The following is a 26,484-nucleotide window of genomic DNA, read 5'->3' as shown; positions in this document are numbered from 1 at the left end:
ATACAACGATTTACATAAAAAAGACTAATAATATGCAACAAAAAGAGCGTTCTCCGAAATGTCTTTTCGGACACGCTCTTCGTTATTAATTTTCGCGCTTAGATTTTTGACCCCAATACTGGTATAAATCTGTGCGGATGAATCCGTTGAATAATTTACGCTTTTTCGTCGCTTTTTTACCGTAATGTACTTCTAAGTCTTCCATTGATGACAGCATATACACTGACCACGTAGGGTAATTTTGCATAACTTGTCCAAACTGGCGCAGCATTTTTTCAATTTCTTCCACTTCACCGATACGCTCACCATATGGTGGGTTTGTAACAATAACCCCGTCTGTCAGCTTCGTTGTGAAATCTGTCGCCTGCATTTGCTTGAATGTCAATAAATCGCCAAAGCCTGCTTCAAGTGCATTTTCTTGCGCTATGGCCACCATTTTATGATCGATATCTGTACCAATTATCGTTAATTCCTGATCATAATTTGCTAAAGAATCCGCTTCATCACGCGCTTTATCCCAAATATCCTGCTTCATCCATGGCCATGATTCCGAAATAAATTCACGATTATAACCCGGTGCAATATTTTGGCCAATCATAGCCGCTTCCAATGCAATCGTTCCCGAACCACAGAAAGGATCTACGAACGGACGGCTTGGTGACCATTTTGAAATTTTTACTAAAGCTGCTGCAAGTGTTTCTTTTAATGGTGCTTCACCTTGAGTCGTGCGGTATCCGCGCTTATGCAACCCGACCCCGGATGTATCGATCGTTAATGTTGCCATATCTTTTAAAATCGAAATTTCGATTTTAAATGTCGGGCCGGATTCATCTAAAAATCCTAAACGTTTATATGCAAGTTTCATTCGTTCAACAATTGCTTTTTTCGTGATTGCCTGACAATCCGGTACACTGAACAATGTCGATTTTACCGATTTTCCTGATACCGGGAAATTTGCATCCACCGGTAAGTATTTTTCCCATTGAACCGCTTTTACGCCTTCAAATAACTGGTCAAAAGTTTTAGCAGGGAATTGGGCAACGACGATTTTCACACGGTCTGCTACTCGTAGCCATAGATTCGTGCGTGCAATCGCCATCTCATCCCCTTCAAAGTATACTTTCCCGTTATCAACACGTGTTTCATATCCTAATTCACGTACTTCTTCTGCTACAATTGCCTCTAGGCCCATCGCAGCTGTTGCAACTAAATTAAATTTTGTCATGCGTCTAAATCCTTCCTTGATGCTCGACTTCCCAAAAATGGATAAAGTCAATTAATTCTTCCATAGGCAAAGGTTTACTGTAGTAATACCCTTGAATATAATCACAGCCCATCGATTTAAGCAGTTCGACTTGCTGGCTAGTTTCCACACCTTCTGCCACTACTTTCATTTTCAGGCGATGCGCCATTTGAATAATCGCATCGACAATTGCCTGCTTATCATCAAGCGAGCAAATATGCTGAATGAAGCTGCGGTCAATCTTCAGCACATCGAGCGGGAACCGTACCAAGTAACTTAACGAAGAATACCCCGTCCCGAAGTCGTCAATTGAAAGCTTAAAACCTAACTGCCTCAGCTTTACTAATTTACTCACGGTCTCCTGCGCACTGTTCATCACTGTCCGCTCTGTCACTTCGATTTCAAAACTTTGGGCCGAAGTATTATTACGCTCTAAAATTGTCTGAACCGAATCCAAAAAGCTTTGTTGCTGAAAGTGGATGCTGGAAACATTTACTGCGATCGGAACATTCGGATAACTAGCAGAAACAAGCTGATGATAGCCTTCACATGCAAGCTCAAAAATAAGCTCGCTCAATGGGATAATTAAACCCGACTCTTCGGCATGTTCGATAAATTCAGCAGGTGATACAAAGCCAAGTTTCTCACTGTTCCAACGTACCAATGCTTCAATCCCGACAATTTCGTTTTTTTCTGTACTAATTTTCGGCTGGTAGGCAAGCGTAAATTCTCTGTTTTCAATCGCTTTACGTAACTCACTATCAAGTGTCAGCACTCGATTCGAATCCGTTTCCAACTCGTCAAAGTAAAACGAATAGCAATTACGCCCATTATCTTTTGAAAATGACATAGCACGATCTGCACGATTCAACAGCTGTTCTGTTGTCGTACCGTCTGCCGGATAAATACTGATTCCCATACTTGTCGATATATAGACATCCTGATCATGAACTTTAAACGGCGCTTCAAAAACTCTGAGTACCTGTTCCGCAAATTTTGCAGCTTCCCGTGGATGCTGGATATTTGCTAATGTAATGACAAATTCATCTCCGCCAAAGCGCGCTAAAATATCCTTGTTTTTCACTAATGCCTTTACACGTTTGGATACCTCTATCAATAACTGATCACCAATGGCATGTCCGAGCATGTCATTTACTTGCTTAAAACGGTCTAAATCTATAAAAAGAACGGCATGCTGTATCGGCATCATCTGGTTTTCTGTCACTTCCAGCAATGCTTTCATACGTTCAATATAGGCAAAACGGTTGCAGACTTCAGTTAATGAATCATGAAAAGATCTTTTTTCAAGTTCGTCTTCCACGATTTTACGTTCCGACAAATCAGTAAAAATGCCGCAGTAATTTGTGATTTTCCCTGCCTCATCTTTAATCGCTAGTATTGTCAGCCACTCCGGGTATAATTCACCCGTTTTGCGTCTATTCCAAATTTCGCCTTGCCATATACCTGTCTTGCCAATTTGTTTCCACATATCAATATAAAAAGCTCTGTCATGCACACCAGACTGCAAAATAGATGGTTTTTCCCCTTGTACCTCTTCTAATTTAAAGCCTGTTACAAATTCAAAAGCAACATTAATCGATAAAATTCTTCTATACCGATCGGTAATCATTATACCTTCCGCAATATTTTCAAAAACTCTTTCGATTAATTCTTTTGGGAACTGAGACAGTGCCAGTTCTTGCATGATGGATCTATTAGACTTCAATTCGCTCAAGAAATATCACCCTTAAATAAAAAACAATTTTATATATATTCACTCCGGCAGAAATAAGTGTTGTTTTAAAGATTATAATCTGTAATCGCCCGTCATGAGCCTTCATTTTTAATATTATAATAATTTTTTCTACTAAGAAAGGCTCTCCACAAAAGAATGGAGAGCCCTTTTATATGTTCAGAAAAAAGCATCAATAATCAATAAGCCATGTTTTGTTCCTAAGTACTCAAACAGCTTGCGCCTCGTACGACTAGGTAGTAATCATCTATCTACGGCCATGCTGACCGTCCCTCCATCCGTTCAATTCCTTCAGGAGAGTGCCCCTACCATAATTTGGGTTTCTCACTCATGGGGTTTACCTCGTTCCACCTTATAGCTTTCACTATAAGCTCCGTCACTGTGGCACTTTCAGGAAGTTTTGTCCATATCTAAAAGACTTAGGAGTTCCTTCCGCCGTCAAGAGAAATTCTCTTGCCTTACCTTATTTTTTCAGTAAGCACGAACACTACGGGCATCGCAGCACCGTGTGAGCATGGACTTTCCTCTACGATATAGAAATCGCAGCGATTACTCGAATATTGATGTATGAATAAAGTATACTGCAATAATAGAAAAAAAACAATATTCCCATGAATAGTTTAACTATTCGTAAAGCTTACTCCCAAAAACATGCTTCTCCAAGTTTGAAAGTCGCTTTAAAATATCGAAGTTTGTACTATTTGCTGTTGGAGCAGGAGCTACCGCCGATTTGCGGCTTGAGTTTGCCAGCTCTTGCTTTAAGCGCTCGTTCTCCTCTTCTAAAGAAGCAATTTTTGCAGTAAATGTGTCATAATCTTCGCGAATTACATCCAAAAATTGATCCACTTCGTCAATGTTATAACCTTTCATACTCTTTTTAAATTCTTTTTCCAATATATGGTCAGCTGTTAATTTAATATCCATTATTCCTCGTCCTTCCATCACGCTACTTCTTTGATTTATTATAGCATAGGTCTGACAAATGGGACGACTACATATGTTCTAATTGTCGAAAAATTTTTCATTATTTGTCGAAAAATTTTTATTTCTTTTATTGGCCAAACGACTAAGCCTTTTCTGCCAATTCTTTTGCTGATTTTGAAGATGGGTTTCTTTTTGAAACGGGATATCAGGAAGTAGATTATTCCCTATTTTTGTATAATTGTATGCCTGCTCGTAGTCCTTTACTTTATGTTCATATAGAATGGCTAGCTGTTCGTATGCCAGCAGCTGTTTTCTGACCGGGATTGCCGGAAGGGCTGTTTGAAACGATTGGATTGCCAGATCTGTTTCTCCAATGCGCTTCAGTTCATACGCTAAATAAAAATGCGCATAACCGGTATCTTTTGTTTCGAAATGTGCCGTCACTGCCTGAAGTATTTCCGTACTAGTTTGCCGCTTTTTTAAATCGCCAAACCATTTTCCAATATTCGTATACGTTGTTGCCGATTCTGTTGATATATCATCGAACAATAAATTCGTTGAATGAATATACAAAGTGATCAGCGACAGTAAATCCCATTCATTATGCAACAGTACTTTCATTAACGTTTCCGCATTCCCGCTTTTTACCGCATCAAAATAAATTATCGGTGCTAAATGACCTGGTATATCTCCTTTTCGGTAAAAGCCGAGCTTGTCCTGTTCCACTTGGGTAAGCTTCATACGCGATAAATCATCTTTCCAAAGACGTTTCGTACTATGCAGCAAATCAATTTGCCGCTGTGATTTCAAAGGCGGTAAAAATTGCTGATTCAACGTCCAGCGCACTTGAAGCTGCGGCCAGTCGAAGCTTTTTCCGTTATAGGAAACAATCGTAACATTTCGTTGCCATAGCTTTGATTCAAAAAGAAGTGCCGCTTCATTCGAAGGATCCGCCAATACATACTGTGTTAGCGTAAAACCTTCATCATCCGCCTCCAAAAAACCGAGCAGAAATATGTGGGTACCCGCACCTTTTAAACCGGTTGTTTCTGTATCAAAAAACACTATCGTTTCATTACCGCTTATGGCGAACGGATGATCTTCGGCTTCGAACTTCCAGCGTTTTAAGGAATGAAAAAATTCCCCGAGTTTGTAATCACCGTGCTGATAATCGAAAGGATAATGCACTTCCCGTTTAAAAAGCATACCAAATTCATTTTCTACCCGTTCAAGCCCTGCCTGTTGCCACTGCTCGCTATATAAAGGCGGTTCAGGTTTTATGAATTTTGGCTTTTCTTTTTTTTGCTCCGTTTTTTTACCAAGCAGTTTTTTCATTTGCAATAGTTTATTTTCATACGACATGTTCTCACATCATTTCGTTTATTAAAATATTTAACACTTTCATTACTTGTTTTTTGTTTTCACCTAAACTATCCTGCGCACCAATGCATGAAGGACAACCTTGCTGACACGGACAGTTCTCCACATGCTGTGCTGTTCTTTCAAGCAGCGACAGCAATACATCGTACACACGTTCACTCAAGCCGATTCCACCGGGATAACTGTCATAAATAAACAATGTCGGCTTTTCATTATGAATCGCTTTTACTTGCGGGACAACCGACACATCCGACCGGTCACAATGGATAAATAGAGGGATAAAGCTCCCCATTGCATAGGCAGCCCCTGTCAGTGCATCGGTCAGCTGCTCATCTGTCCAATTAGCCGGTAAGTCAAAGCTCATCCATGTCGCATTTGTATGCATTTCCATCGGAGGAATCGAAATCGGACCGGATCCGATATTATCATGTGTATTAAAACGGATTTTCTTAAATATAGTAGGAATGGCCAGAATACTTACATCTCCGTAACTTACTGTCGAGTTTTTAAATGGTGCCGATTTATCTTCACTCAGCACTTTCAGCTCGACAGCCAAATTCGCATCTGTAAAATAGTCGACATCCACTTCACGAACGAATGCCTTTTTCTCTTCCCAATCGAGCTTTTCAACTTGGAACTGAATCCCCTGGTGCAAATAGATGGCTTCTTCATGTAAAAGAGTCATCGCACTGTACGTATCCATTTCCCCGATTACTTTCGTATTGGCAGGTGTTGAGATATCGATAATGACGACATTTTCCTGTGCCGCAGATCGCAGCGAAATTTCATGAGCCGGGAAACGGTCGCTCATCCAATGCCATTTCGTACTCGTACGCACAAGCACGCCTTCTTCTTCTAAATAGGCTAATAGTTCCTGAACTTCATATTCCCCGTACGTATCTTCCATCGAGAATGGCAGTTCAAACGCAGCACATTTTAAATGCTCTATTAAAATCAACAGGTTTTCCGGGTTAATACGTGCTTCTTCTGGTGAACTTCCTAATAGATAGCTAGGATTTTGGACAACATATTGGTCCAATGCCGTAGATTGCGCAACATACACAATGAGCGCCTCATCTTGACGTCTTCCTGCCCTACCCGCTTGCTGCCAGGCACTCGCAATATTCCCGGGGTAACCGGTCATAATACATGCCTGTAATTGGCCGATATCGACACCCAATTCAAGTGCATTCGTACTGACAACCATTTGAATCGACCCAGTCCGCAAGCCTTTCTCGATTTCTCGCCGTTCACTCGGTAAATAACCGCCACGATAGCCTTGAATGGATTCATCCATAATTTTCTTTGCTGTTAATGTTTTTAAATACATAACGAGCATTTCCACACGAACTCTTGACTTTGCAAAAATAATCGTTTGAATACCCGCTTCAAACAAGCGCTTTGAAATATCGCGTACTTCGAGCACGGCACTGCGTCTAACGCCAAATGTCGGATGGACGATCGGCGGGTTGTAAAAAACAAATGTTTTCTTTCCTACAGGTGCACCTGACTGCTCGATTAGCTCATGCTTACTATTTGTCAGGCTTTCTGCTAATTCTTTAGGGTTTTTGATCGTGGCACTCGTACAAATAAAAATCGGATTGCTTCCATAAAATTCGCAAATACGCTGAAGTCTTCTTATAACATGCGCGACATGTGAACCGAACACGCCTTTATACGTATGCAGCTCATCAATGATGATATACTTTAAGTTTTCAAAAAGGGATACCCATTTCGTATGGTGCGGTAAAATGCCTGAATGCAGCATATCCGGATTCGTCATGACGATATGACCGGCTTTTCGAATTTTTTGGCGAATGCCTGGTGCTGTATCTCCATCATATGTGTAACTTAATATATCCTCATCCATCAGTTCAATCAGTTCATTAAGATCTGATTTCTGATCCTGTGCAAGCGCCTTAGTAGGAAACAAATAAATGGCGCGACTTGAGCGATCTTCTAAAATTTGCTGTAAAACCGGCAAATGGTAGCAATACGATTTCCCCGAAGCAGTCGGTGTAATCGCAGTAAAATGCTTTTGCTGTTGTGCATAGTCGAATGCTTGACGCTGGTGGATATAAAGCTGCTCAATGCCGCGCCCATGCAATGCTTTAATAATCGATGGGTGTAGATTGGACGGAAAGTCTGCATACTGGGCCTGTTTTTCATCGATCGTATGCATGGCAACAATATTTTGCTTCATTTCCTCGTCATATTGCCACTCGTCGACAAGCTGGGAAATGGTTCTTTTCTTACTAAGCACCGTCTTCACCTTCCTCAATCTTCGTTGCGAGTAGCTTCAATGTATATTGGGCAGATTGGATCGATTGAATAAACCGTTTTTTGCTTGTTCCTTTAAAGAAAGACTGTACAACAAATTGTTCCATCGCATCGGCTGCGTGGTCAATTTGTTGTACATATAAATTTTTGGGGTACGTACTTTTTATCCAATTTGTCGACTGCTGCTGCCATTCGTGAATACGTGTATGGACTTCATCAACATGTGGCTTGACCTCTTGAAAGAAGTCCGGCTCCTTGTCTAAACGTCGCATTTCCTGAAAACGATGTAAACACGCATCACATTCTTCTATTAATTGGTATGTTTTATCTATTAATTGCATAAAGTGCACCTCGAATGATTTCATCTGTTTTAGCCTTGCAGCGGAAATTACTGTAGTTCGCTACTAAGACAATATTTTAATAGTCTTTGCCCATTCAGGCTAAAGTATATTTGTTCTTAAGTGTATCAAATTCTCATCGTTTGTACTACTTATATGCGAACAGGCATTCTTTACTTGACTCTTTGTTTCTGCTAAGCTAACTTTTTGATAAACTGAGAGTAGATTGGTTAAATGCTCCACTTTCATTCTTAATTGCTCGCGTTCCATTTGCAAAGATAATAATGTTTGTGCCATTTCAACTTGTTCGATTAAGCGTGATAATTTCGACATATAATGCCCCCTTTTCACAATGATTCTTTCTTTTTTTACGGAATCCTTGTCATGTGGCAAAAATAGTGTCCATTCGCTAAAAGAAGTTATATTTTGCATAGCTTTTACAAAATTATTAACGGGTACATTGTTTGTGATACACTATTAAAGTATTATTTCTTCCAGGAAAGAAGGTGATTCCATGGTGATTCGTTATCCAAACGGTAAACTCTATAAAAGTGCGCCAAAGATTGAGACAAAAAAGGAATCCGCCAAATCTCAATCGGTTGCAAAAGAAAAAAATAAAAGAGCCGTCAATTACAGTAACCGTGGAAAAAGCTTAGAAGATGACCTAAATGAAACAAATATGTTTTATTTACATAGGAATATGGCAAATATACACAAGAAACCTGTTCCTATACAAATCGTCAAAGTAGATTATCCGGCAAGAAGTGCTGCGGTTATTAAAGAGGCATATTTCCGCACACCTTCAACGACGGATTATAATGGCGTATGGAATGGATATTACATTGACTTTGAAGCAAAAGAAACGGATAGTAAAACATCCTTTCCATTAAAAAACATTCACCCTCACCAAATGGATCATATGCATTCCGTGACAAACCAGCGAGGAGTTGCATTTTTCATTGTACGATTCAGCACGTTAAACCGTAACTTTGTCATTTCGTATCATGTTGTGGCAAAATGGTTTTCAGCAATGGGTGAAGGTGGAAGGAAATCCATACCAATCGCCGTTTTTGAGCAGGATGCCATCGAAATTTCCGAAGGTTATGTACCAAGGCTCGATTATTTACAGGCGGTAAAAAAGTTAATCGCAAACTACAATGTTTGTGAAAGTGAGGAGAAACAACGTGACGGAAAATAGAAAAACACGCGAACAAATTAAGCGCGAACGTCAACAAAAAAACAAAAAATCCAGAAAACCGAAAACTTCTGCAGGAAAATGGATTAAGCGCATTGTTTTAGCAATCGTTTTAATTGGGGTAATTGGTTTCCTAAGTGGTGCTGCATTATTTGGCTACTATGTCAGCAAAGCACCTGAACTGGATGAAGATGCATTAAAGGATCCGATTTCGTCGGAGTTTTATGATATAAATGGAGAACTTTTTGCAACAATTGGTGCAGAAAAACGAAATTATGTAAAGTACGAAGATATTCCAAAGCAAATGATTGACGCGATCATCGCAACAGAAGATGCGCGATTTTTTGAACATTTCGGTGTTGACCTGTGGCGTCTTGGCGGTGCTGTACTTGCCAACTTCCGCGATGGATTTGGTGCACAAGGTGCGAGTACAATTACACAGCAAGTTGTAAAAAACTCATTCTTTACAAATGAGAAAAAGCTGGAGCGTAAAGCACAGGAAGCTTGGCTCGCAATTAAGCTGGAACGTCAATATAGTAAAGAAGAAATTTTTGAAATGTACTTTAATAAAATCCTAATGTCAGGTAGAATTCACGGTTTTGGTACAGCCGCAAAAGAATTTTACGGAAAAGAACTAAGTGAATTAACATTGGCTGAATCCGCTCAATTAGCAGGGATGCCGCAAAGTCCGAACAACTATAATCCATACAAAAAGCCGGATCGTGCAAAAAAACGTCGTAACATCGTTTTAGGCTTAATGGTTCAGCACGGCAAAATTACTGAAGCTGACGCAGAAAAAGCAAAAAAGGAACCTATTACAGGCGGTCTCATTCCTGAAGAAGAGCGTGTAGCAAATAATACTACTAAATATCCTGCATTTTTGGATGTTGTGTTAGCAGAACTTGAAAAAAATGGTGATAGCGAATTGACTTCCGAAGGGGTCAAAGTATATACAACGCTAGACCCGAAAGCACAGACGATTGTAGAAGATATGATGAACAATGACAGCAACTTCCCTACTGAAGAGATACAGGCCGGTGTTGCAGTCATCGATACACCAACAGGTGAAATTCGTGCAATTGGCGGCGGACGCAATTATACAGGTGAATTTAACTATAACTTCGCCTACGATATGACAACCCGCCAGCCTGGTTCGACTTTAAAACCTTTAATTGATTATGGTCCTGCCATTGAATATTTAAAATGGTCAACTGGTCAAACAACGGTCGATGAAAAAATTACGTATTCCGGTTCAGATCAAGTTATCGGGAACTGGGACGGCCGCTATTTAGGTACGATGACAGTACGTGAAGCACTCTATACATCACGAAATATTCCGGCAGTGAAGACTTTCCGTGAAGTTGGTCCGGAACGTGCTAAAGAGTTTTTAGGCAATTTAGGTATTGAGTCAAGCGGATTAACAGAATCCGAGGCTTTAGGTGGAGGACGCGTCAATATTTCTCCTGTCCAAATGGCCGCTTCTTATGCAGCATTCGGCAACAACGGTACTTATAATAGTCCACATGCCATTACTAAGATTGTTTTCCGTGATGGAAAAACATCAAAATCGTTTAAACCGGAATCCAAAAAAGCAATGAGTGATTATACCGCTTATATGGTAACGGATATTTTACGTGATGTAGTTAGTAACAAACGCAATGCCTCTGCGACACGTGCGATGGTATCAGGCGTTGATATCGCCGGTAAAACAGGTACAACAAACTATGGCTCAGATGAATTTGAAAAGTTCAATTTAAAGAGTGGCTCAGTACCGGATACATGGTTTGCCGGGTATACAACAAACTACTCAATCGCTATTTGGGGCGGTTATTCACAGCGTAAAGATGCCATTACAACATGGGAAGAGCGCTGGTTGCCACAAACATTGTTCAAGTCGATCATGACGGATTTAAATCAGCATAACCCGTCATCATCATTTAAACAGCCAAGCAGCGTTGTATCGGCTTCGATTGTAATCGGATCGAATCCTTTAAAACTGGCAAATGAATATACACCTGCTACACAAAAGACAACAGAGCTGTTCGTTAAAGGAACGGAGCCAACTGAATATACAGAGGAATTTGTCCCTCAAACTTTAGATTCACCTACTAGTTTACAAGCATCATACAATGATGCAGCACAACTGGCCGATGTTACATGGTCACATTCGTCACTGGACGGTTCCGGCGAAGAAACGGATCCCGTTACATTTGAAGTATCGATGAAAGTTGATGGCGGTCCGGCAACGGTCATTTCTACGACAAGCGCAAGCGCAATTCAAGTACCGAACATCGAACGCGGTAAAGAGTATACATTTACAGTTACAGCGATTTCAGGTGATTTACGAAGTGATCCAGCAAGCGTTGCATTATTCGTGGAAGGTGACCAGGTAACAGAACCTGAAGATCCGAATGACTCCATTGAAGATCCGAACGAAGCTGAACAACCTGAACAGCCGGGTAATGGGAACAACAATGGAAATAATGGAAATGGCAACGGAAATAACGGCAACGGTAATGGAAATAATGGGAACGGTAACGGAAATAACGGCAATGGAAATGGCAACGATAATACGGTAGAACCAGAAGAATCCAATCCTGAACCACCAGCACCGAACCAGCCTAGCCCACCCGCTTCAGGCGGCGAAACAAGACCTGAAGACTCAGAAGACGATTAAAATAAAAAACATCAATTTTTCTCATTACGGGAAAAATTGATGTTTTTTTCTTTTATATATAATTCGCAATTCATGAAATAAGCGAAGAAATTTTCAGGTTAGTTTACTTTTTCATTCTCAGTCTTGCACAGCGCTTTTTTGTTTCTTTATAAAGTTCGTCCAATTGACGATAACATGCATATTGCCCAGGACGTACTTTAATAAACTGCAGACGTTCCATCCCATTGATTGGCATGAGCTCATACTCGCTTTGCACTGAAAACGGTGTTTCTGTAATTGAACCGCCCACAATAAACTGTTCGAAATGTTCGATACCTTCCACCATGAATTGCTGTGCTGATCCATCACGTCGTTCATGGGCTGCATGAATCGTTTCACGCATTGTCTCCCACTCACTGTACCACGCGTCCACCACTTCTTTTGAAATTGCCTTTTGTTGTACTGAAATCATCATATTTTTACCAAACCTTTTTTCAAACGCTTCTGCCCTTCCCTACAGTCATCCAGTAATGGACATGTTCCGCAACCCGGATTTTGCGCTTTACAATGATAGCGACCAAAGAAAATAATTTGATGGTGTGCACGGCTCCATCGTTCAATCGGTGTTTTTTTCATAATTGTTTCTTCTACTTCCAATACACTGTCTTTCCATCGACAAAGTCCTAATCGCTTCGAGACACGCTCTACATGTGTATCGACAGCCATCGCAGGTATATCAAATGCAACCGACAATACGACATTTGCTGTTTTACGGCCTACACCTGGCAATGTGACTAGCTCTTCACGAGATGCCGGAACTTCTCCACCATATTCGTTTATCAGACGTGCACATAGTAATTGAATATTTTTTGCTTTGTTTCGGTAAAGTCCAATTGAACGAATATCATTCTGTAGTTCCTCAAGTGACACATTTAAATAATCCTGTGGTGTTTTATATTTTTGAAAGAGTTGTTTCGTCACTTTATTGACGAGGACATCCGTACATTGTGCAGATAATAATGTTGCAATCGTCAACTCAAACGGATTGTCATGCACTAATTCACAATGTGCATCGGGATACATGCGATCCATCTCATCTAGAAAGTGATTCCATTTTGCTTTTGTTATCATATTAAGTTGAATGTCCTCCTATTCTCGCTCCTCTAACCAGTTATAGAAAGAAACTTTCTCCGTTTTCTGAACCGCTTCTTGCTGATGTACCGGTTGAACCGGTGATGCTGTCATCGTATTTTTCCGGTATTGCTCACTATGCTTTTCAATTTGTGCGAGTGTCTTAATGTTGCGTTTCTTCCACTCGATCAAAATACGGTCAATATAGCGTAAGTTCACTTTATCAGCCAGTACCGCTTCTTTTAATGCGGCTTTTATGATTTCAGGACTATGCTGGTCCAAGTCCATCCACATACCGATTGTTTCGATTTCCATTGGGGAAAGCAGGCGTCCCAGCTCTTGTTCAAATAGCTGGAAAATTTTTGCCTCATCCATTTTGTTGGCAGTTGAAACCAGTTGTTGTTCTTTTGACTGCAGCAAATCCAATAGTCGTTCCCATAAAGGATAAATCGAATATTTCTCGGCAAGGCGTCCAGATTCATCAGTACTTTGAGAAATTTCGACAAAGCCTTTTTGCATTAAGCGTTGTATTATTTGAGAAATAGCCGTCAATTGGAAATTGGTCCGCTGTATTAAATCATTTGGTGTCGGAAAGTCGATTCCTTCCTGTTCGAACGTCAGTAAATGCAGAATAATTAATGCTTCGTCATCTTGTATATTTAGTTCGCTATAATGTTTAAAAAATAATTGTGGAATAGTAATTTGCAATTGCTCCGTCCAAACGCGGATTCGATTAAAATTTTTAGACATAGTTGAATCCCCCTTTGTGCGCTCGTAACGACAAAACGCCCGGCAAAATTCCGGACGTTTTCTCGTTGTATAAATTAATTAAATTAATTATGGATATAAACGGTTTAATAAACGTGGGAACGGGATGGATTCACGGATATGCTCTGTTCCGGAAATCCATGCAACTGTACGCTCTAACCCTAAGCCGAAGCCTGAGTGAGGTACTGCACCTTGTTTACATAAATCTAAATACCATGCATATGCATCCATTGATAAGTTATGTTCTTCCAAACGTGACTTCATTAATTCATAATCATAAATACGTTCAGAACCACCGATAATCTCACCATAGCCTTCCGGAGCGATTAAGTCTGCACATAAAACAACATCATCGCGCTCTGGGTGTGGCTGCATGTAGAACGGTTTAATACCGATTGGGTAGCATGTGATGAATACTGGTTTGTCATAATGGTTGGCAATTGCTGTTTCGTGTGGTGCACCGAAATCATCACCCCACTGAATATCATCAAAGCCTTGCTCATGTAAAAACTCGATCGCTTCATCATAAGAAATACGCGGGAATGGTGCTTTCACGTTTTCAAGTTTAGATGTATCACGGCCTAGACGCTCTAAATCAAGCTTACAGTTTTTCAGAACAGATTGTACGATATGTGATACATATTGCTCCTGTACTTCCAAGCTTTCATCATGTTCGACAAATGCCATTTCAGGCTCGATCATCCAGAACTCGATTAAGTGACGACGCGTTTTTGATTTTTCTGCACGGAATGTAGGACCGAACGAGAATACTTTTCCTAATGCCATTGCAGCAGCTTCCATGTAAAGCTGACCTGATTGAGAAAGGAATGCATCTTCATCGAAATATTTCGTATGGAACAGCTCTGAAGTCCCTTCAGGTGAAGAACCTGTTAAAATTGGCGGGTCCATTTTTGTAAAGCCATTTTCATTGAAAAATTCATATGTTGCACGAATAATTTCATTACGTACTTTCATGATCGCATGTTGTTTACGAGAACGTAACCATAAGTGACGGTTGTCCATTAAAAATTCTGTACCATGTTCTTTTGGTGTAATTGGGTAGTCTTTAGCAGGACTGATTACTTCGATAGCTGTAACATTTAACTCAGCACCGAAAGAAGAACGCTCGTCTGCTTTAACTTCACCAATAACATACATTGACGTTTCCTGTGTCATGCCTTTAGCTACTGCAAACAGTTCTTCGCCTACTTCTTCTTTCACGACTACACCTTGTGCGAAGCCTGAGCCATCACGTAACTGAAGGAAAGCCAATTTACCGCTAGAACGTTTGTTAGCTAACCATGTACCAATTTTTACTGTTTCGCCAATATGATTTGGCATATCTTTAATCATAATTTTTTTCATAAAGTCCTCCAAAGCTTAAGTTGCAGGCTCGCTTAATCTTGCCATTTTGCTTTAACAAATGCATCGATTCGGCGAACTGCCTCTTCTAATAGTTCTAAAGATGTCGCATACGATAAGCGTATTGTCGCGGGTGCACCAAATCCTGAACCTGGAATGACCGCAACATTTGCTTCTGTTAATAGTGCCGATACAAAATCATCCACTGAAGTGTAACCTGTTTTTTCGGCTGTTTCTGAAACATCCGGCAATAAGTAGAAAGCACCCTGTGGCTTTAATACTTTTACGCCGGGAATTGCTGCTAATTTCGGGAAAATCGCCTCTAAACGTGATTCAAACGCTTGTCTCATCTTTTCTACTGTATCCTGTGAGCCGTTATATGCTTCAATCGTTGCATATTGAGCTGTAGTTGTAGCATTTGAAGTAGAGTGAGAGGCTAAATCCGTCATCGCTTTAATGATTGTCGCATCACCAGCTGCATAGCCAATGCGCCATCCTGTCATAGAGTGAGATTTTGCAACTCCGTTCACAACAATTGTACGTGCTTTCACTGCGTCTGAAACTTCCGCAATTGAATAATGCTCTACTCCATTGTAAACAAGCTTTTCATAAATTTCATCTGAAACGATTAAAATATCCATTTCTTCTGCCACTTGTGCAAGCTCTGCCAATTCTTCCTTCGTATAAATCATACCAGAAGGATTAGATGGCGAGTTTATAATTACAGCTTTTGTTTTTTCTGTAACAGCATTACGTAATTGCTGTGCTGTAATTTTAAAGTTTTGTTCTTGTGTTCCTTCAACATATACGGGTACACCGCCAGCAAGCTTCACTTGTTCAGGATAAGATACCCAGTAAGGAATCGGGATAATTACTTCATCGCCCTCATTTAAAATAACCTGGAACAATGTATACAGAACGTGTTTTGCTCCGACACCAACGATAATCTCATTTGCTTTGTATGTAAGGTTATTGTCACGAGCCAATTTATCAATAATTGCTTTCTTTAAAGCAGGTAACCCTCCAGCCGGTGTATATTTTGTCAGACCAGCATCCATCGATTTTTTTGCTGCATTTAAAATATTCTCCGGTGTATTAAAGTCAGGCTCCCCTGCACCTAAACCAATTACATCAATACCTTGCTCCTTTAACTCTTTCGCTTTAGCTGTAATCGCTAAAGTAGAAGATGGTGTTAAAGTTTTTACACGATTTGCCAACAATTGTTTCATGTTGCTCTCTCCTCTACAAATTCAATATGCGTTTCCACCATTGCCCGTCTTCAAATAGAAGATAGACATAATTCAAGCTGCCGGATTCACTTTTATAGGTAATTTCCCATACTGGACCCGGCTCCTCGAATCCTAACTTCATATGAAGAATCTCTTTCACGGCAGTATCATCCTGAAAAACAGACAACGCCTGTTCTTCTGTAATGCCATCCGCTAAAAATACTTCTTGCATTGAATTCTCATCTAAACTCATTGGGACGAAGACTGCTTTTTCCTTCCCATACTCATCCACTCCGAAAACAGTGACATATGGCTTATTCCCATTGTAAACATAGGAATCATCAACAACAGCAAGTGCTTTCGTATCCAGCGCAAAACTTTCCGCCTTTTGTTCTATTTCACTAAACGGTGCATTGGCTTTCCAAAATACGAACACTGAAATAACAAGCGACAAAGATAAAATAAAGACAACCGAAAAGATAATCCAGTTTTTCATAACTGCACCTTGCATTCCGATGTATTTGAATGTTGTTTAAAATTTTGTTTCATTTTTGCCAACCTGCTTTCCTTCCTCATCGTTTTTCATTATACCAATTTCCTAAGCTTTGTACCATACTGTGTAGAGGCAGTTTTTGTATAGAAATTGGCGGTAATGACTCGATAAACTGCTGTCCGTATGATTTTGTTTCAATCCGGCGATCCAAAACGATAAACACCCCTTTATCATGGCTGGAACGAATTAACCGGCCGAACCCTTGTTTGAACCGGATAATAGCATCAGGCAGTGAAAGCTCTGTAAAGGAATTGCGTCCTTGCTGTGTTAAATAATTGGCCCGCGCTTTAAATGCAGGCTCTTCCGGAGAAGAAAACGGCAGCCGCACGACAATAACTGCAGACAAACCGTCACCCGGCACATCGACCCCTTCCCAAAAACTGTTCGTTCCAAATAATACGGAATGATTAAACTTTTGGAAAGACTTTAATAAGCGCATACGGCTTCCGGATGTGACACCTTGTGCAAAAATCATATAGTCGCTTAACAATTCACTTTCCTGTATTAGATTGACCGTTTTACGCAGCATGTCCTGAGATGTGAATAAAACAAAACATCTACCATTCGTCATTCGCACTGTATTTGTGACCGCATGCGCGACCTCTTCAATATATTCGGATTGTGAAACGGCCTGAATGTCCGGCATGTCATTGACAATATACACTTCCGCCCCGTCATAATAACTCGGGTCAGCATGGAGCTTTTCAATTGGAATCGACGGATCGATTCCCAGCTGGTTCGTAATAAAACGCTCATTACTTGGCACTGTTAACGTTCCGGATGTCCAGACAATGCCGCTTTTTTCACGGATTGGATCAAAAAGTTTCCCAATCGTCGATGTCACTTCGATCGGTTTTTTATAAAGCTGGATACTTCCCGGAACACTGCGCTGGTCCAATTCCAGCCAGCATGAATAGTCGGGATCCTGGCTTAAAAATACATCATCCCATTCTGCAATTTTAATCGTAAACTCATTGACGATATACTGCCATTGCTCAATTAAATATTCATGCTCTGGTGCAAGCTCCTCCACACTAGAAGTGAACTTCCGTATAAGCTCGGTCGCCTCATCCACCCATTGCTGCACAGTGAGCGAAACTTTTATTAAAACTTCACGCCCCAACTGCAATTCAGAAATAAAGACTTCAATTTTCTGTTGTTTAGACTGGTGATTTGCAACCTTCACTTCTCGAAGCAATGCCGCCATTGCTGTATCAAACGCATTGACCATTTGAATATAGCGCTTTTCCAGCTGATCCAGTGTTTGATAATTCAGCAGCTGTTTCTTAATTGCAACCCGACGAATTTTATAAAACAGCTGTTCATCTTCCTGTATACCAATTTGTCCAAATAAATATTTCCAATTCATATAAGTAAAGATTTTTTCATGCTGATTGATTGCAGCTTGAATAAACTGATGCGCTTCATCAATTATCCATCCGCCTAATGAATTAAAAATCTGCTCATTGCGAACCAGATCACTTAGCAGCATTGCATGATTTGTCACAATAATGTCTGCCTGATGACTATTTTGAATTGCCCGTGAGTAAAAATCATAGAGCGGCATTGTCGTTTTCGGCAATGCGCTCTTTCGGATTTTATCAAGGAGCAGCTGACCGCCGCCTGACACATTCAGCTCACTTAAATCACCAGTCTCCGTTTTCGCCAGCCAGATCAGTGTTTGCAGTACTGTAAAAGTCTGATCATAGGATTCATCCTGGGTTTTTAGCTCTTTCTCGAACTTTTCAACGTCGATATAGTGATTCATCCCTTTTAATAAAGCCATTTTAATCGGCTGGCCAAGTGCCTGTTCCAATATCGGAATATCGTTTTGCATAAGCTGATCAAGCAAATGAGAGGTATACGTACTAATTCCTATTTTCCTATTTGTTTTCTTAGCATAATAAATCGATGGCACTAAATAGCCCATCGTTTTTCCGATGCCCGTTGATGCTTCGATAACGTGCTCCGCATTTGTGTTGAGTGCATGCCAAATGCTGTCCATCATTTGAAACTGCTGCGGGCGCTCTTCAAAATCGGGAATTCCATTTAATAATAAAGTCATTTTTTCATCAGTCGTCTGCGGATAAACAAGTTCATCCCCATCGCTCTTTGGCGTTGGTGCCATTTTGCGAATTGCGATTTTACGGTAAAAGACATGCCCTTCATCCGTTATTGCTTTGTTGCGTTTGATGACAAGCGCGTCAAAAAACAGCTGGGCCAAATCTGTTCTCAAACGGAAAGAACGTTTATGCAATTGTTCCAAAGTAACGAGCGGCAATGTTAACAGCTCTTCCCAACAATGTTTAAGCAGGTAAGCAGTTGCGAGTGCATCATCATCCGCTCGGTGTGCACTTTGCAGCACGATATTAAAATCGTTCGCTAAATCCGATAATTTGTAGCTTAACGACATCGGAAACAAAATTTTTGTTAGTTCGACTGTGTCAATTTTCTTGCCGTGCCACTTCGATAGGCCTGCACGGTTAAATTCTGCCTGTAAAAAGTTCAAGTCAAAATCGGTATTATGGGCAACAAATACTGCCCCTTCCAGCAGCTCGTAAATATAATCCGCATACGCCTCAAATGGTAAAGCATCTTTTACATCTTCGTCTGTAATATTAGTTAAATCCTGTATAAATAACGGGATCGGTTTTCCCGGATTGATAAATGTAGAATATTTTTTTACGATTTCCCATCCTTGCATAATAACGATCGCGATTTGTATCATACGGTCGCCGCTTGCAGGAGAATGTCCTGTAGTTTCTATGTCGACAATCGCATACTTTTGACTTTCCTTCATTTTTCTTCAACTCACAGTTCAAGTAATATAACGGCATTTTATCATACTGGAGGCGATGAGGTCATGTAATTGGATAGAACGGATGAACGTGGCGGTGGAATGCTGCCATCGTAAATATAGAGCCGATGCCGATATATGAACGTTCTAAATGTTCTAATACATTTTAAAATCATCTAATAAATTTTTATTTGTTCTAATAAAATTACGGTTTTCTAATATAACCGCCAACTGTTCGAATAAACATCCAAATTGTTCTAATATCATTTCAAGTTCATCTAATATCCATCTCAAGTATTCTAATATAAGCTCAATTGTTCTAATAAAAATTACACGCAGCTTCACTTTTGCCACTAACGTATTACTTTTCATATTTTTTTAGGCAAAAAAAACCTAGTGCCGCCTCAAGGGCAACACTAGGTTAATATACTATGTATAGGTGTGCAGGGGCTCATCTCCCTGCACAATTCAAAAGCTTCCCAGCAAATCCGTGCTGTTGGTGGAGGCTTTTGTTGTGAAGACTAAATCTTCACAGAGGTTTTGGCACCTAAAACATAGAATACAACAAATTAAGAATTCTTTCAACTAGATTAATCCATTAAATTTGAACGATTTCCGAAAATTCCTTTTAACATTGGTGGTGTAACTAATGTTGTAATAATAATTACGATTACCATTGGCGTATAGTCTTCCGCCGGCAGTAAACCACTTGATAAACCCATACCCGCAAGTATCAATGCAACTTCGCCACGAGAAATCATCCCTGCACCGATACCTGCAGAAGATTTCCAGCTAAAGCCTGCCAATTTTGCACCAATACCAGATCCGATCAGCTTAGATAAAATTGCAACGATTGAGAAGATCACCAAAAACCAAATATTTTCTGTAATCCCATCAAATGTAACAGATAATCCGATACTAACGAAGAAGAACGGCACAAAAATTCCGCTCGCAATTGGTTCAACTTTATGCTCGACTGTCTCTTTAAATGGAGTGCGTCCGATCGCAATACCGATAAAGAATGCTCCGATAATTGTAGCGATACCAAAGTAATGCTCACCTATGTATGCTAACGCAAAACATGCAATAAGCGCTCCGCTTAACAGTGCCTCCGTAACTTTCAGACGGCTGAACGCTTTTAGGAACGGTGGAATAACCCATCTCATTACAACAAATAATAAAACAAAGAAGAATACTTTTCCGCCGATTAATACTGGAATTGAAACATCATCCCCTACAAGGAAACTCATTGCAATTGCGATTAATACTACGACGATAATATCATCCAGTACGGCAGCACCTAATAATGTAGACCCTTCTTTACTCTTCAGCCAACCGATTTCGCTTAATGTTTGAACTGAAATACTAACTGATGTAGCAGCTAATGTTAGTCCGATGAAAATTGCCTGCCCTTGCGTAAGGCCAAATGCCATTGCCAACGGATAACTCATCGCAATCGGTAAAATGACACCGCCAATTGCGACGAAAATTGCGCCTTTCATATTTGCATTTAAATCTTCCAGATCAGTTTCTAAACCGGCTAAAAACATTAATAGAATAACCCCTATTTGACTGAATGTTTGCATAACTTCACTGTCAGTAATCCAGCCAAGCATAGCAGGACCGATAATAATACCGATCAGGATTTTCCCCAGTACTGAAGGTTGCCCTAGACGCACTGTAAAATGCCCTGCTATTTTTGTTGCCAATAGTACGATAACTATTTGAAAAATAAACATAATATCCCCCTTTTACTATAGAAAAAGGCATGGTGCCGCCAGTTTTGACTGACTCCACCATGCCTTGCTTCATATAAGATTAGTTTTATTTTAAACAATAAAAAAGGAAAAAGCAATAACATTTTATCATTATCTGAATATTCCTTATTCATTAACAAAGAGATAGATTAGAAAAACCCGGGCAATACCTCTCGTTGAAAATATTGATTTTTTCTTAACCAAACATTTAAAATATGGCGATGTGTCAGCAGCTTTCTCCGTGAAGCATGCCTTCTTTGCGCTTCCTGCAGACTTTCGAGCAATATCCGTGTTTCCGTCAGACATTGTTCCGGATCAATAATTACTTGTAAAGCCGGACTAATAAGCCTATGTTCCTGCAAAAGTGCAAGCACTTTTGCAAATTCTTGTCCCATCGCAATATAGTTTTCTTCTATATTAAAATCAATACATTGATATAATGTGTTTTCCACTTCTTTTTCTACAAGCTCCATTGACTGATTTTCCATATGTCACCTCATGTTGGAATTGTATACAACAAGTATAGTAGAATTCAGCACAATAAAAAAGAAATTGGATTGATAAAAGCTACGGAGCATCTTATCTGCACCGTAGCAACAGGTTATTTTGCATGAATTGCTTTTCCGAAAACCGAACGTGCCGCATCTCCAACATGTTCACTCACTGTCGGATGCGGGAAAATGAGTCTTGCCAGATCTTTTACTGATCCTCCCAATACTTTTGCCGCCAGCATGGAGTTAATCATTTCTGTCGCTCCATCACCAACGACACATGCGCCGTAAATATCGCCTTCAGGACTCGCTACAAACTTCATAAAGCCCTGTGTATTACCTTCAAGCAGTGCTTTAGGGTTTGTAGGTAAATACATCTTCGTAACAATACTATCTGCAGGTGCTTCATGCTCCAGCATGCCAAATGTTGCAATTTCAGGATGCGTATAAACGCATCGCGGGATTTCCTGCTGATTGATCACTTTCGGATGCTTCCCTAAAATATAATCCACTGCATGTACCCCTTCTGCGCTTGCAGAGTGGGCAAGCTGAAATCCGCCAACTAAATCCCCTATCGCAAAAATACCGGGAATACTCGTTTCATAATGGTTATTCACTTTGATTAAACGACCATCCATTTGCATTTCCAGCACTTCCGCAATTTCAGTGTTTGGACGGCGCCCTGTCGCAAACAGTAAATTTTCGAACGGGAAATTTCCAATTGATGTTTGAACATAGTCAGCATGGATTTCTTCGAACGTAAAGTCTGTCACAAGTTCGATTCCCAGTTGTTTCATTTTTTCTTTAATAATCGGTCGTGCATCTGGTTCTTCTGTTTGCAATATATCTTTACTATGGTTTAATACGGTTACTTTTGTTCCCATTGGCGCTAGCGCAAATGCCATTTCAATTGCAATGACCCCGCCTCCGATAATTGTTAATTGTTTCGGCAGCTCCTGGATCGAAAAAAACGTATCGGTTGTATGATAATTTGCATTTTCAAGCCCTTTAAATGGCGGAACAAATGGGCGGCTGCCTGTTGCTAAAATGACATGATCTGCTGTAAATGCCTGATTACCGATGATCACTTTTCGTTCTGCGGTTACAGTCGCTTTCCCCCGATACATTGTAATCTGCGCATTTTCGATAAACGTTTCAATATTTGATAATAGTTCGTCAACAACTCGATCTTTTCGCTGCATTAACTTCGGAAAATCAATATTAATCGTCGGTACTGTCACACCCCAATCCGTCCCGCGCCGAATTTCCTGTACCAATTTGCTATGCTCAAGCATAATTTTCGATGGAATACAGCCGACATTATAACAAGCCCCGCCGACTTTATCTTTTTCTACAAGCGCTACTTTCAGCCCGCTTTTTGCCGCATGAATTGCTGCAACATATCCACCGGGACCCGCACCAATAACAGCTAAATCAAAGTTTTCCATATATACCACCTCATTTTTCACATTAGCATTACAGTTCAGGGAATGCAACAAATCGTATACCTATTTTTATTTTATTCAAAATATTCGGTCAATAAAAAGCAGCGAAGTGCCAACTGCACCCGCCGCTTTTTCATCCATTACTTCAATACTTTAATTTCCACATTTTTACGTCCCCAATTAAGGGCTATTTTTTTTGTTTTGACAAATACATCAATACGATTTCCTTTAATCGAACCGCCCGTATCACCGGCAACCGCTACCCCATATCCTTCCACCCATACTTTTGTACCAAGCGGAATCACCTTTGGATCGACTGCGATTAGTTTTATATCCGGGTTTTTCTTCAAGTCAATTCCGGATGCCGTCTTTCCCGAACACCCTTTGCAATAGGCTGTAAAAGCACTTGCTTCAACAGTTAATGTTTTGACAACCTCATAGTCATCAATCGTTTCCTTTTTTTTCTCTTTTTCAGCCGGTACTTTTTTATTTTGAATATGGTCCGGTAATTTCAGCACGAAACCTTCCGTAACTTCTTCAATATCTTCAACCTCATTTAGTTCTAGCAATGTATATACTGATGTGTCATAAAGATCTGCAATTTCATCCAATTCTTCCCCTTTCTTCACTGTATGCGTAGCTGCGATTGCTCCGCTCGCGAAAAATAAGGTAGTGACCATAAAGAAGGCAAAGCTAAATAATAGTTTATTTTGAAACATACTAATTATTTCCCCCTGTATCTTTTGTCTATTTTGTAAAATAAAGCTAAATCCAAGTCTACACATTTAATATTTCAAAAAGATTACAGGGAGATAATATAAAAATTACAAAAATATCCTTTTCAAACCAAAAATGTAATATAAAAAAAGCTGTCATATAGGAATAATCCATGACAGCTTTTCATATGTTCATTTACAAAATTGTTGCTTCCGGTTCGTATGCGATTATTTCTTTAATTGTATTGCTTTCCCCCATAATGGCAACAGTTGGGGTATGTTCGGCAACTTCTTTATTATCCACATACACGTAAGAAATGATGATGACAATATCACCTTTTTGAACAAGACGTGCCGCTGCTCCATTTACGCATATAACTCCTGAACCGCGTTCCCCGGCAATAATATATGTCTCAAAGCGCGCACCGTTGTTGTTATTGACAATATGGACTTTTTCATTCGGCAGCATCCCAACTGCATCCAAAATATCTTCATCAATTGTAATGGAACCAACATAATTTAAATCTGCCTGTGTCACTTGGGCACGGTGGATTTTACTGTTCATCATCATTCTAAACATGGATTATTTCCCCTTTTAACGAAAAAATTAAATTATCGATTAAACGTGTTTCACCAATATGAACGGCAGCTGCAACAACGATTTGATCTGTCTGATCATCGACTTCCTGTAAATCCGGGTAGGATAATATCATCAAATAATCAACGTGGCCATCCGTGTTGTCATGTATTATTTTCTTAGCCAGTGAAATGGCGGATTCCACACTTCCGGATTCCAACAGTTCCCTTTTTGCCAGTTGGAGCCCCTGCTGTATTGCAGGTGCCTGTGAACGCTCTTCAGCAGACAAATAAATATTGCGGCTTGATTTGGCTAAACCATCCTCTTCACGTATAACCGGAACAACACGGATCGTTACCGGAAAATTGTAATCGCGCACCATTGTTTGAATGATTGCCACTTGCTGGGCATCCTTTTGTCCGAAATAAGCACGGTCCGGCTGCACTAAATTAAAGAGCTTCGCTACAACTTGCAAAACTCCGTCAAAATGACCAGGTCGGGTCGCCCCGCATAAAATATGTGCCTGACGTCCTGCTCGAATAGTGATTCCTCCATCGTGCGGAAACATTTCCTCTACAGAGGGCGCAAATATATAATCTACCCCTGCCGATTTTGCCAGTTCTGTATCACGCGGTAAATCTCTTGGATATGATTCAAAATCTTCATTTGGACCAAATTGTGTTGGATTGACGAATATGCTCATGATGACAAGCTCATTTTCGCTGCGTGCATGTGCTGCCAATGTTAGATGCCCTTCATGTAAATAGCCCATTGTCGGAACAAGACCAATTGACTGCCGGTTGTATTTTGCCGTTTTAACTACTTCACGCAGCTGGGCAATTGTTGTTAATACATTCATTATTTTACGCCTCCGTAAAGCTCGATTAGCTCCGTTTCTTTCATTGTGAAACTTTGTTGTAATGTCGGGAAAGCACCTGATTTTACTGCGTTTGTATAACTTGTAATCCCCTTCTCCACCTCATCACCTACTCGTGCAAATGCTTCAACAAATTTTGGTATGTGATGTTTTCCGTATTGCAATAAATCATGGAATACAAGTACTTGGCCATCCGCTTTTACACCTGCACCGATGCCGATCGTCGGAATCGTTAATTTTTGCGATACAGCTTCCGTCAACTGATGCGGAATACATTCAAGTACGACGGCACATGCGCCTGCTTGTTCAACGAGTAAAGCATCCTTTATTAACTTTTCTGCTTGCTCAGCTGTTTTGCCTTGCACTTTATAACCGCCAAGTACACCTGCCGATTGTGGTAGTAAGCCTAAATGTGCAACTACCGGGATACCGGCATTCGTTAATTTCTTAATAACAGGTACGATTTCATCTGCACCTTCAACTTTGAGGGCATTCGCATTCGTTTCCTGCATCATTTTCACAGCTGTTTTCAATGTTTCATTGATATCTCCGTGATAAGAACCGAAAGGCATATCGACTACGATAAAGGTATCCGGTGCACCACGGCGAACCGCTTTACTATGGTGGATCATATCTTCTACTGTCACACGCATTGTGGATTCATAGCCCAATACGACCATCCCGAGGGAATCCCCGACAAGAATCATATCAACACCTGCCGCTTCTGAAAATTTCGCTGCCGGATAATCATAAGCGGTAATCATGACAATTTTCTCGCCTTGCTCTTTCATTTTTAAAAACTGTGTTGTTGTTTTCATGTTCTTCCTCCTTAAGTGGAAAGAAAACAAAAATACCCTTCTATCTAAAATTAGACAGAAGGGTAGTACCATACGTAAATTCAATACATTCCATACTTAAAATGGAAATAATCCAACGACAAGTATAAAATGAATTCATTTATGCGCGTTTTCTTCCGTCTCTGTCTTGTGTAGATCAAAGCAGATTTTTTAAA

The 26,484-nt window shown here is 40.2% G+C and carries 23 protein-coding genes and 1 other RNA gene; 2 read left to right on the top strand and 22 right to left on the bottom strand.

All coding sequences use genetic code 11. From position 1 onward, the window contains the following. Positions 1-85 precede the first annotated feature (85 nt). The 8 genes from MHH37_RS07120 to MHH37_RS07085 form a co-directional block, all read right to left on the bottom strand. Positions 86-1,225, bottom strand: coding sequence for a class I SAM-dependent RNA methyltransferase (locus tag MHH37_RS07120; protein WP_340798163.1), 1,140 nt, complete (start codon positions 1,223-1,225; stop codon positions 86-88). A 4-nt stretch (positions 1,226-1,229) separates the two neighbouring features. After that, positions 1,230-2,978 carry an EAL domain-containing protein gene (locus MHH37_RS07115; protein WP_342575583.1) on the bottom strand — a complete coding sequence of 583 codons (1,749 nt, stop codon included), beginning with the start codon at positions 2,976-2,978 and terminating at the stop codon, positions 1,230-1,232. Positions 2,979-3,174: 196 nt separating this feature from the next. Continuing rightward, positions 3,175-3,557: RNase P RNA component class B (gene rnpB / locus MHH37_RS07110), an RNA gene on the bottom strand. 63 nt (positions 3,558-3,620) lie between these two features. Then, on the bottom strand, positions 3,621-3,920 hold the full coding sequence (gene gpsB / locus MHH37_RS07105) for a cell division regulator GpsB (protein WP_008404845.1): 300 nt from the start codon (positions 3,918-3,920) through the stop codon (positions 3,621-3,623). A 78-nt stretch (positions 3,921-3,998) separates the two neighbouring features. After that, complete coding sequence (locus tag MHH37_RS07100) at positions 3,999-5,282, bottom strand: ribonuclease H-like domain-containing protein (protein ID WP_342575582.1); 1,284 nt, start codon at positions 5,280-5,282, stop codon at positions 3,999-4,001. A gap of 4 nt (positions 5,283-5,286) precedes the next feature. Beyond that, a complete protein-coding gene (locus tag MHH37_RS07095) occupies positions 5,287-7,563 on the bottom strand; it encodes a DEAD/DEAH box helicase (RefSeq protein ID WP_342575581.1) in 2,277 nt (758 codons plus the stop codon). After that, on the bottom strand, positions 7,556-7,921 hold the full coding sequence (locus tag MHH37_RS07090) for a YppE family protein (protein ID WP_008404849.1): 366 nt from the start codon (positions 7,919-7,921) through the stop codon (positions 7,556-7,558). The genes MHH37_RS07095 and MHH37_RS07090 overlap by 8 nt, the downstream gene beginning before the upstream one ends. Before the next feature lie 99 nt (positions 7,922-8,020). Next, positions 8,021-8,251, bottom strand: coding sequence for a hypothetical protein (locus MHH37_RS07085; protein WP_008404851.1), 231 nt, complete (start codon positions 8,249-8,251; stop codon positions 8,021-8,023). Positions 8,252-8,432: 181 nt separating this feature from the next. Here MHH37_RS07085 and recU point away from each other — a divergent pair, with 181 nt between their 5' ends. Then, the gene (gene recU, locus MHH37_RS07080; protein ID WP_342575579.1) at positions 8,433-9,116 is read left to right on the top strand and encodes a Holliday junction resolvase RecU; all 684 of its coding nucleotides are present in this window, start codon (positions 8,433-8,435) and stop codon (positions 9,114-9,116) included. Further along, a complete protein-coding gene (locus tag MHH37_RS07075) occupies positions 9,103-11,790 on the top strand; it encodes a PBP1A family penicillin-binding protein (protein ID WP_342575578.1) in 2,688 nt (895 codons plus the stop codon). The genes recU and MHH37_RS07075 overlap by 14 nt, the downstream gene beginning before the upstream one ends. Before the next feature lie 103 nt (positions 11,791-11,893). Here the strand turns inward: MHH37_RS07075 and MHH37_RS07070 are convergent, their stop codons facing one another. The 14 genes from MHH37_RS07070 to panB all read right to left on the bottom strand — a co-directional run bounded on the left by MHH37_RS07070 (position 11,894) and on the right by panB (position 26,290). After that, positions 11,894-12,244 carry a YpoC family protein gene (locus tag MHH37_RS07070; protein ID WP_342575576.1) on the bottom strand — a complete coding sequence of 117 codons (351 nt, stop codon included), beginning with the start codon at positions 12,242-12,244 and terminating at the stop codon, positions 11,894-11,896. Continuing rightward, positions 12,241-12,900 carry an endonuclease III gene (nth, locus tag MHH37_RS07065; protein WP_008404858.1) on the bottom strand — a complete coding sequence of 220 codons (660 nt, stop codon included), beginning with the start codon at positions 12,898-12,900 and terminating at the stop codon, positions 12,241-12,243. The genes MHH37_RS07070 and nth overlap by 4 nt, the downstream gene beginning before the upstream one ends. A gap of 18 nt (positions 12,901-12,918) precedes the next feature. Continuing rightward, complete coding sequence (locus MHH37_RS07060; RefSeq protein WP_342575575.1) at positions 12,919-13,650, bottom strand: DnaD domain-containing protein; 732 nt, start codon at positions 13,648-13,650, stop codon at positions 12,919-12,921. Between the two features lie 87 nt (positions 13,651-13,737). Beyond that, positions 13,738-15,033: an asparagine--tRNA ligase gene (gene asnS / locus MHH37_RS07055; protein WP_342575573.1), complete on the bottom strand. Its 1,296-nt coding sequence runs from the start codon at positions 15,031-15,033 to the stop codon at positions 13,738-13,740. Positions 15,034-15,065: 32 nt separating this feature from the next. Further along, positions 15,066-16,259, bottom strand: coding sequence for a pyridoxal phosphate-dependent aminotransferase (locus MHH37_RS07050; protein WP_339264150.1), 1,194 nt, complete (start codon positions 16,257-16,259; stop codon positions 15,066-15,068). Positions 16,260-16,272: 13 nt separating this feature from the next. Then, positions 16,273-16,755 (bottom strand): DUF5590 domain-containing protein, encoded by a 483-nt coding sequence (locus tag MHH37_RS07045; protein ID WP_008404867.1) that lies wholly within the window; start codon positions 16,753-16,755, stop codon positions 16,273-16,275. Positions 16,756-16,831: 76 nt separating this feature from the next. Next, on the bottom strand, positions 16,832-19,612 hold the full coding sequence (gene dinG, locus MHH37_RS07040; RefSeq protein ID WP_342575571.1) for an ATP-dependent DNA helicase DinG: 2,781 nt from the start codon (positions 19,610-19,612) through the stop codon (positions 16,832-16,834). A gap of 587 nt (positions 19,613-20,199) precedes the next feature. Further along, positions 20,200-21,348: a cation:proton antiporter gene (locus MHH37_RS07035; protein ID WP_008404871.1), complete on the bottom strand. Its 1,149-nt coding sequence runs from the start codon at positions 21,346-21,348 to the stop codon at positions 20,200-20,202. A gap of 167 nt (positions 21,349-21,515) precedes the next feature. Next, positions 21,516-21,854 carry a transketolase gene (locus MHH37_RS07030; protein WP_342575569.1) on the bottom strand — a complete coding sequence of 113 codons (339 nt, stop codon included), beginning with the start codon at positions 21,852-21,854 and terminating at the stop codon, positions 21,516-21,518. A 113-nt stretch (positions 21,855-21,967) separates the two neighbouring features. Continuing rightward, positions 21,968-23,305, bottom strand: coding sequence for a dihydrolipoyl dehydrogenase (gene lpdA, locus MHH37_RS07025; protein WP_014824293.1), 1,338 nt, complete (start codon positions 23,303-23,305; stop codon positions 21,968-21,970). 137 nt (positions 23,306-23,442) lie between these two features. Further along, positions 23,443-24,021 (bottom strand): 3D domain-containing protein, encoded by a 579-nt coding sequence (locus MHH37_RS07020; protein ID WP_065216954.1) that lies wholly within the window; start codon positions 24,019-24,021, stop codon positions 23,443-23,445. Between the two features lie 193 nt (positions 24,022-24,214). Continuing rightward, positions 24,215-24,598, bottom strand: coding sequence for an aspartate 1-decarboxylase (gene panD, locus MHH37_RS07015; protein ID WP_008404875.1), 384 nt, complete (start codon positions 24,596-24,598; stop codon positions 24,215-24,217). Then, the gene (panC, locus tag MHH37_RS07010) at positions 24,591-25,454 is read right to left on the bottom strand and encodes a pantoate--beta-alanine ligase (RefSeq protein ID WP_342575566.1); all 864 of its coding nucleotides are present in this window, start codon (positions 25,452-25,454) and stop codon (positions 24,591-24,593) included. The genes panD and panC overlap by 8 nt, the downstream gene beginning before the upstream one ends. Then, positions 25,454-26,290 carry a 3-methyl-2-oxobutanoate hydroxymethyltransferase gene (gene panB / locus MHH37_RS07005; RefSeq protein WP_342575564.1) on the bottom strand — a complete coding sequence of 279 codons (837 nt, stop codon included), beginning with the start codon at positions 26,288-26,290 and terminating at the stop codon, positions 25,454-25,456. The genes panC and panB overlap by 1 nt, the downstream gene beginning before the upstream one ends. Between the last annotated feature and the right edge of the window lie 194 nt (positions 26,291-26,484).

Source organism: Solibacillus sp. FSL K6-1781, assembly GCF_038630735.1.
GTDB lineage: Bacteria > Bacillota > Bacilli > Bacillales_A > Planococcaceae > Solibacillus > Solibacillus silvestris.
The sequence above is the reverse complement of the archived record's forward strand: the minus strand, read 5'-3'. Positions and strand labels throughout refer to the sequence as shown.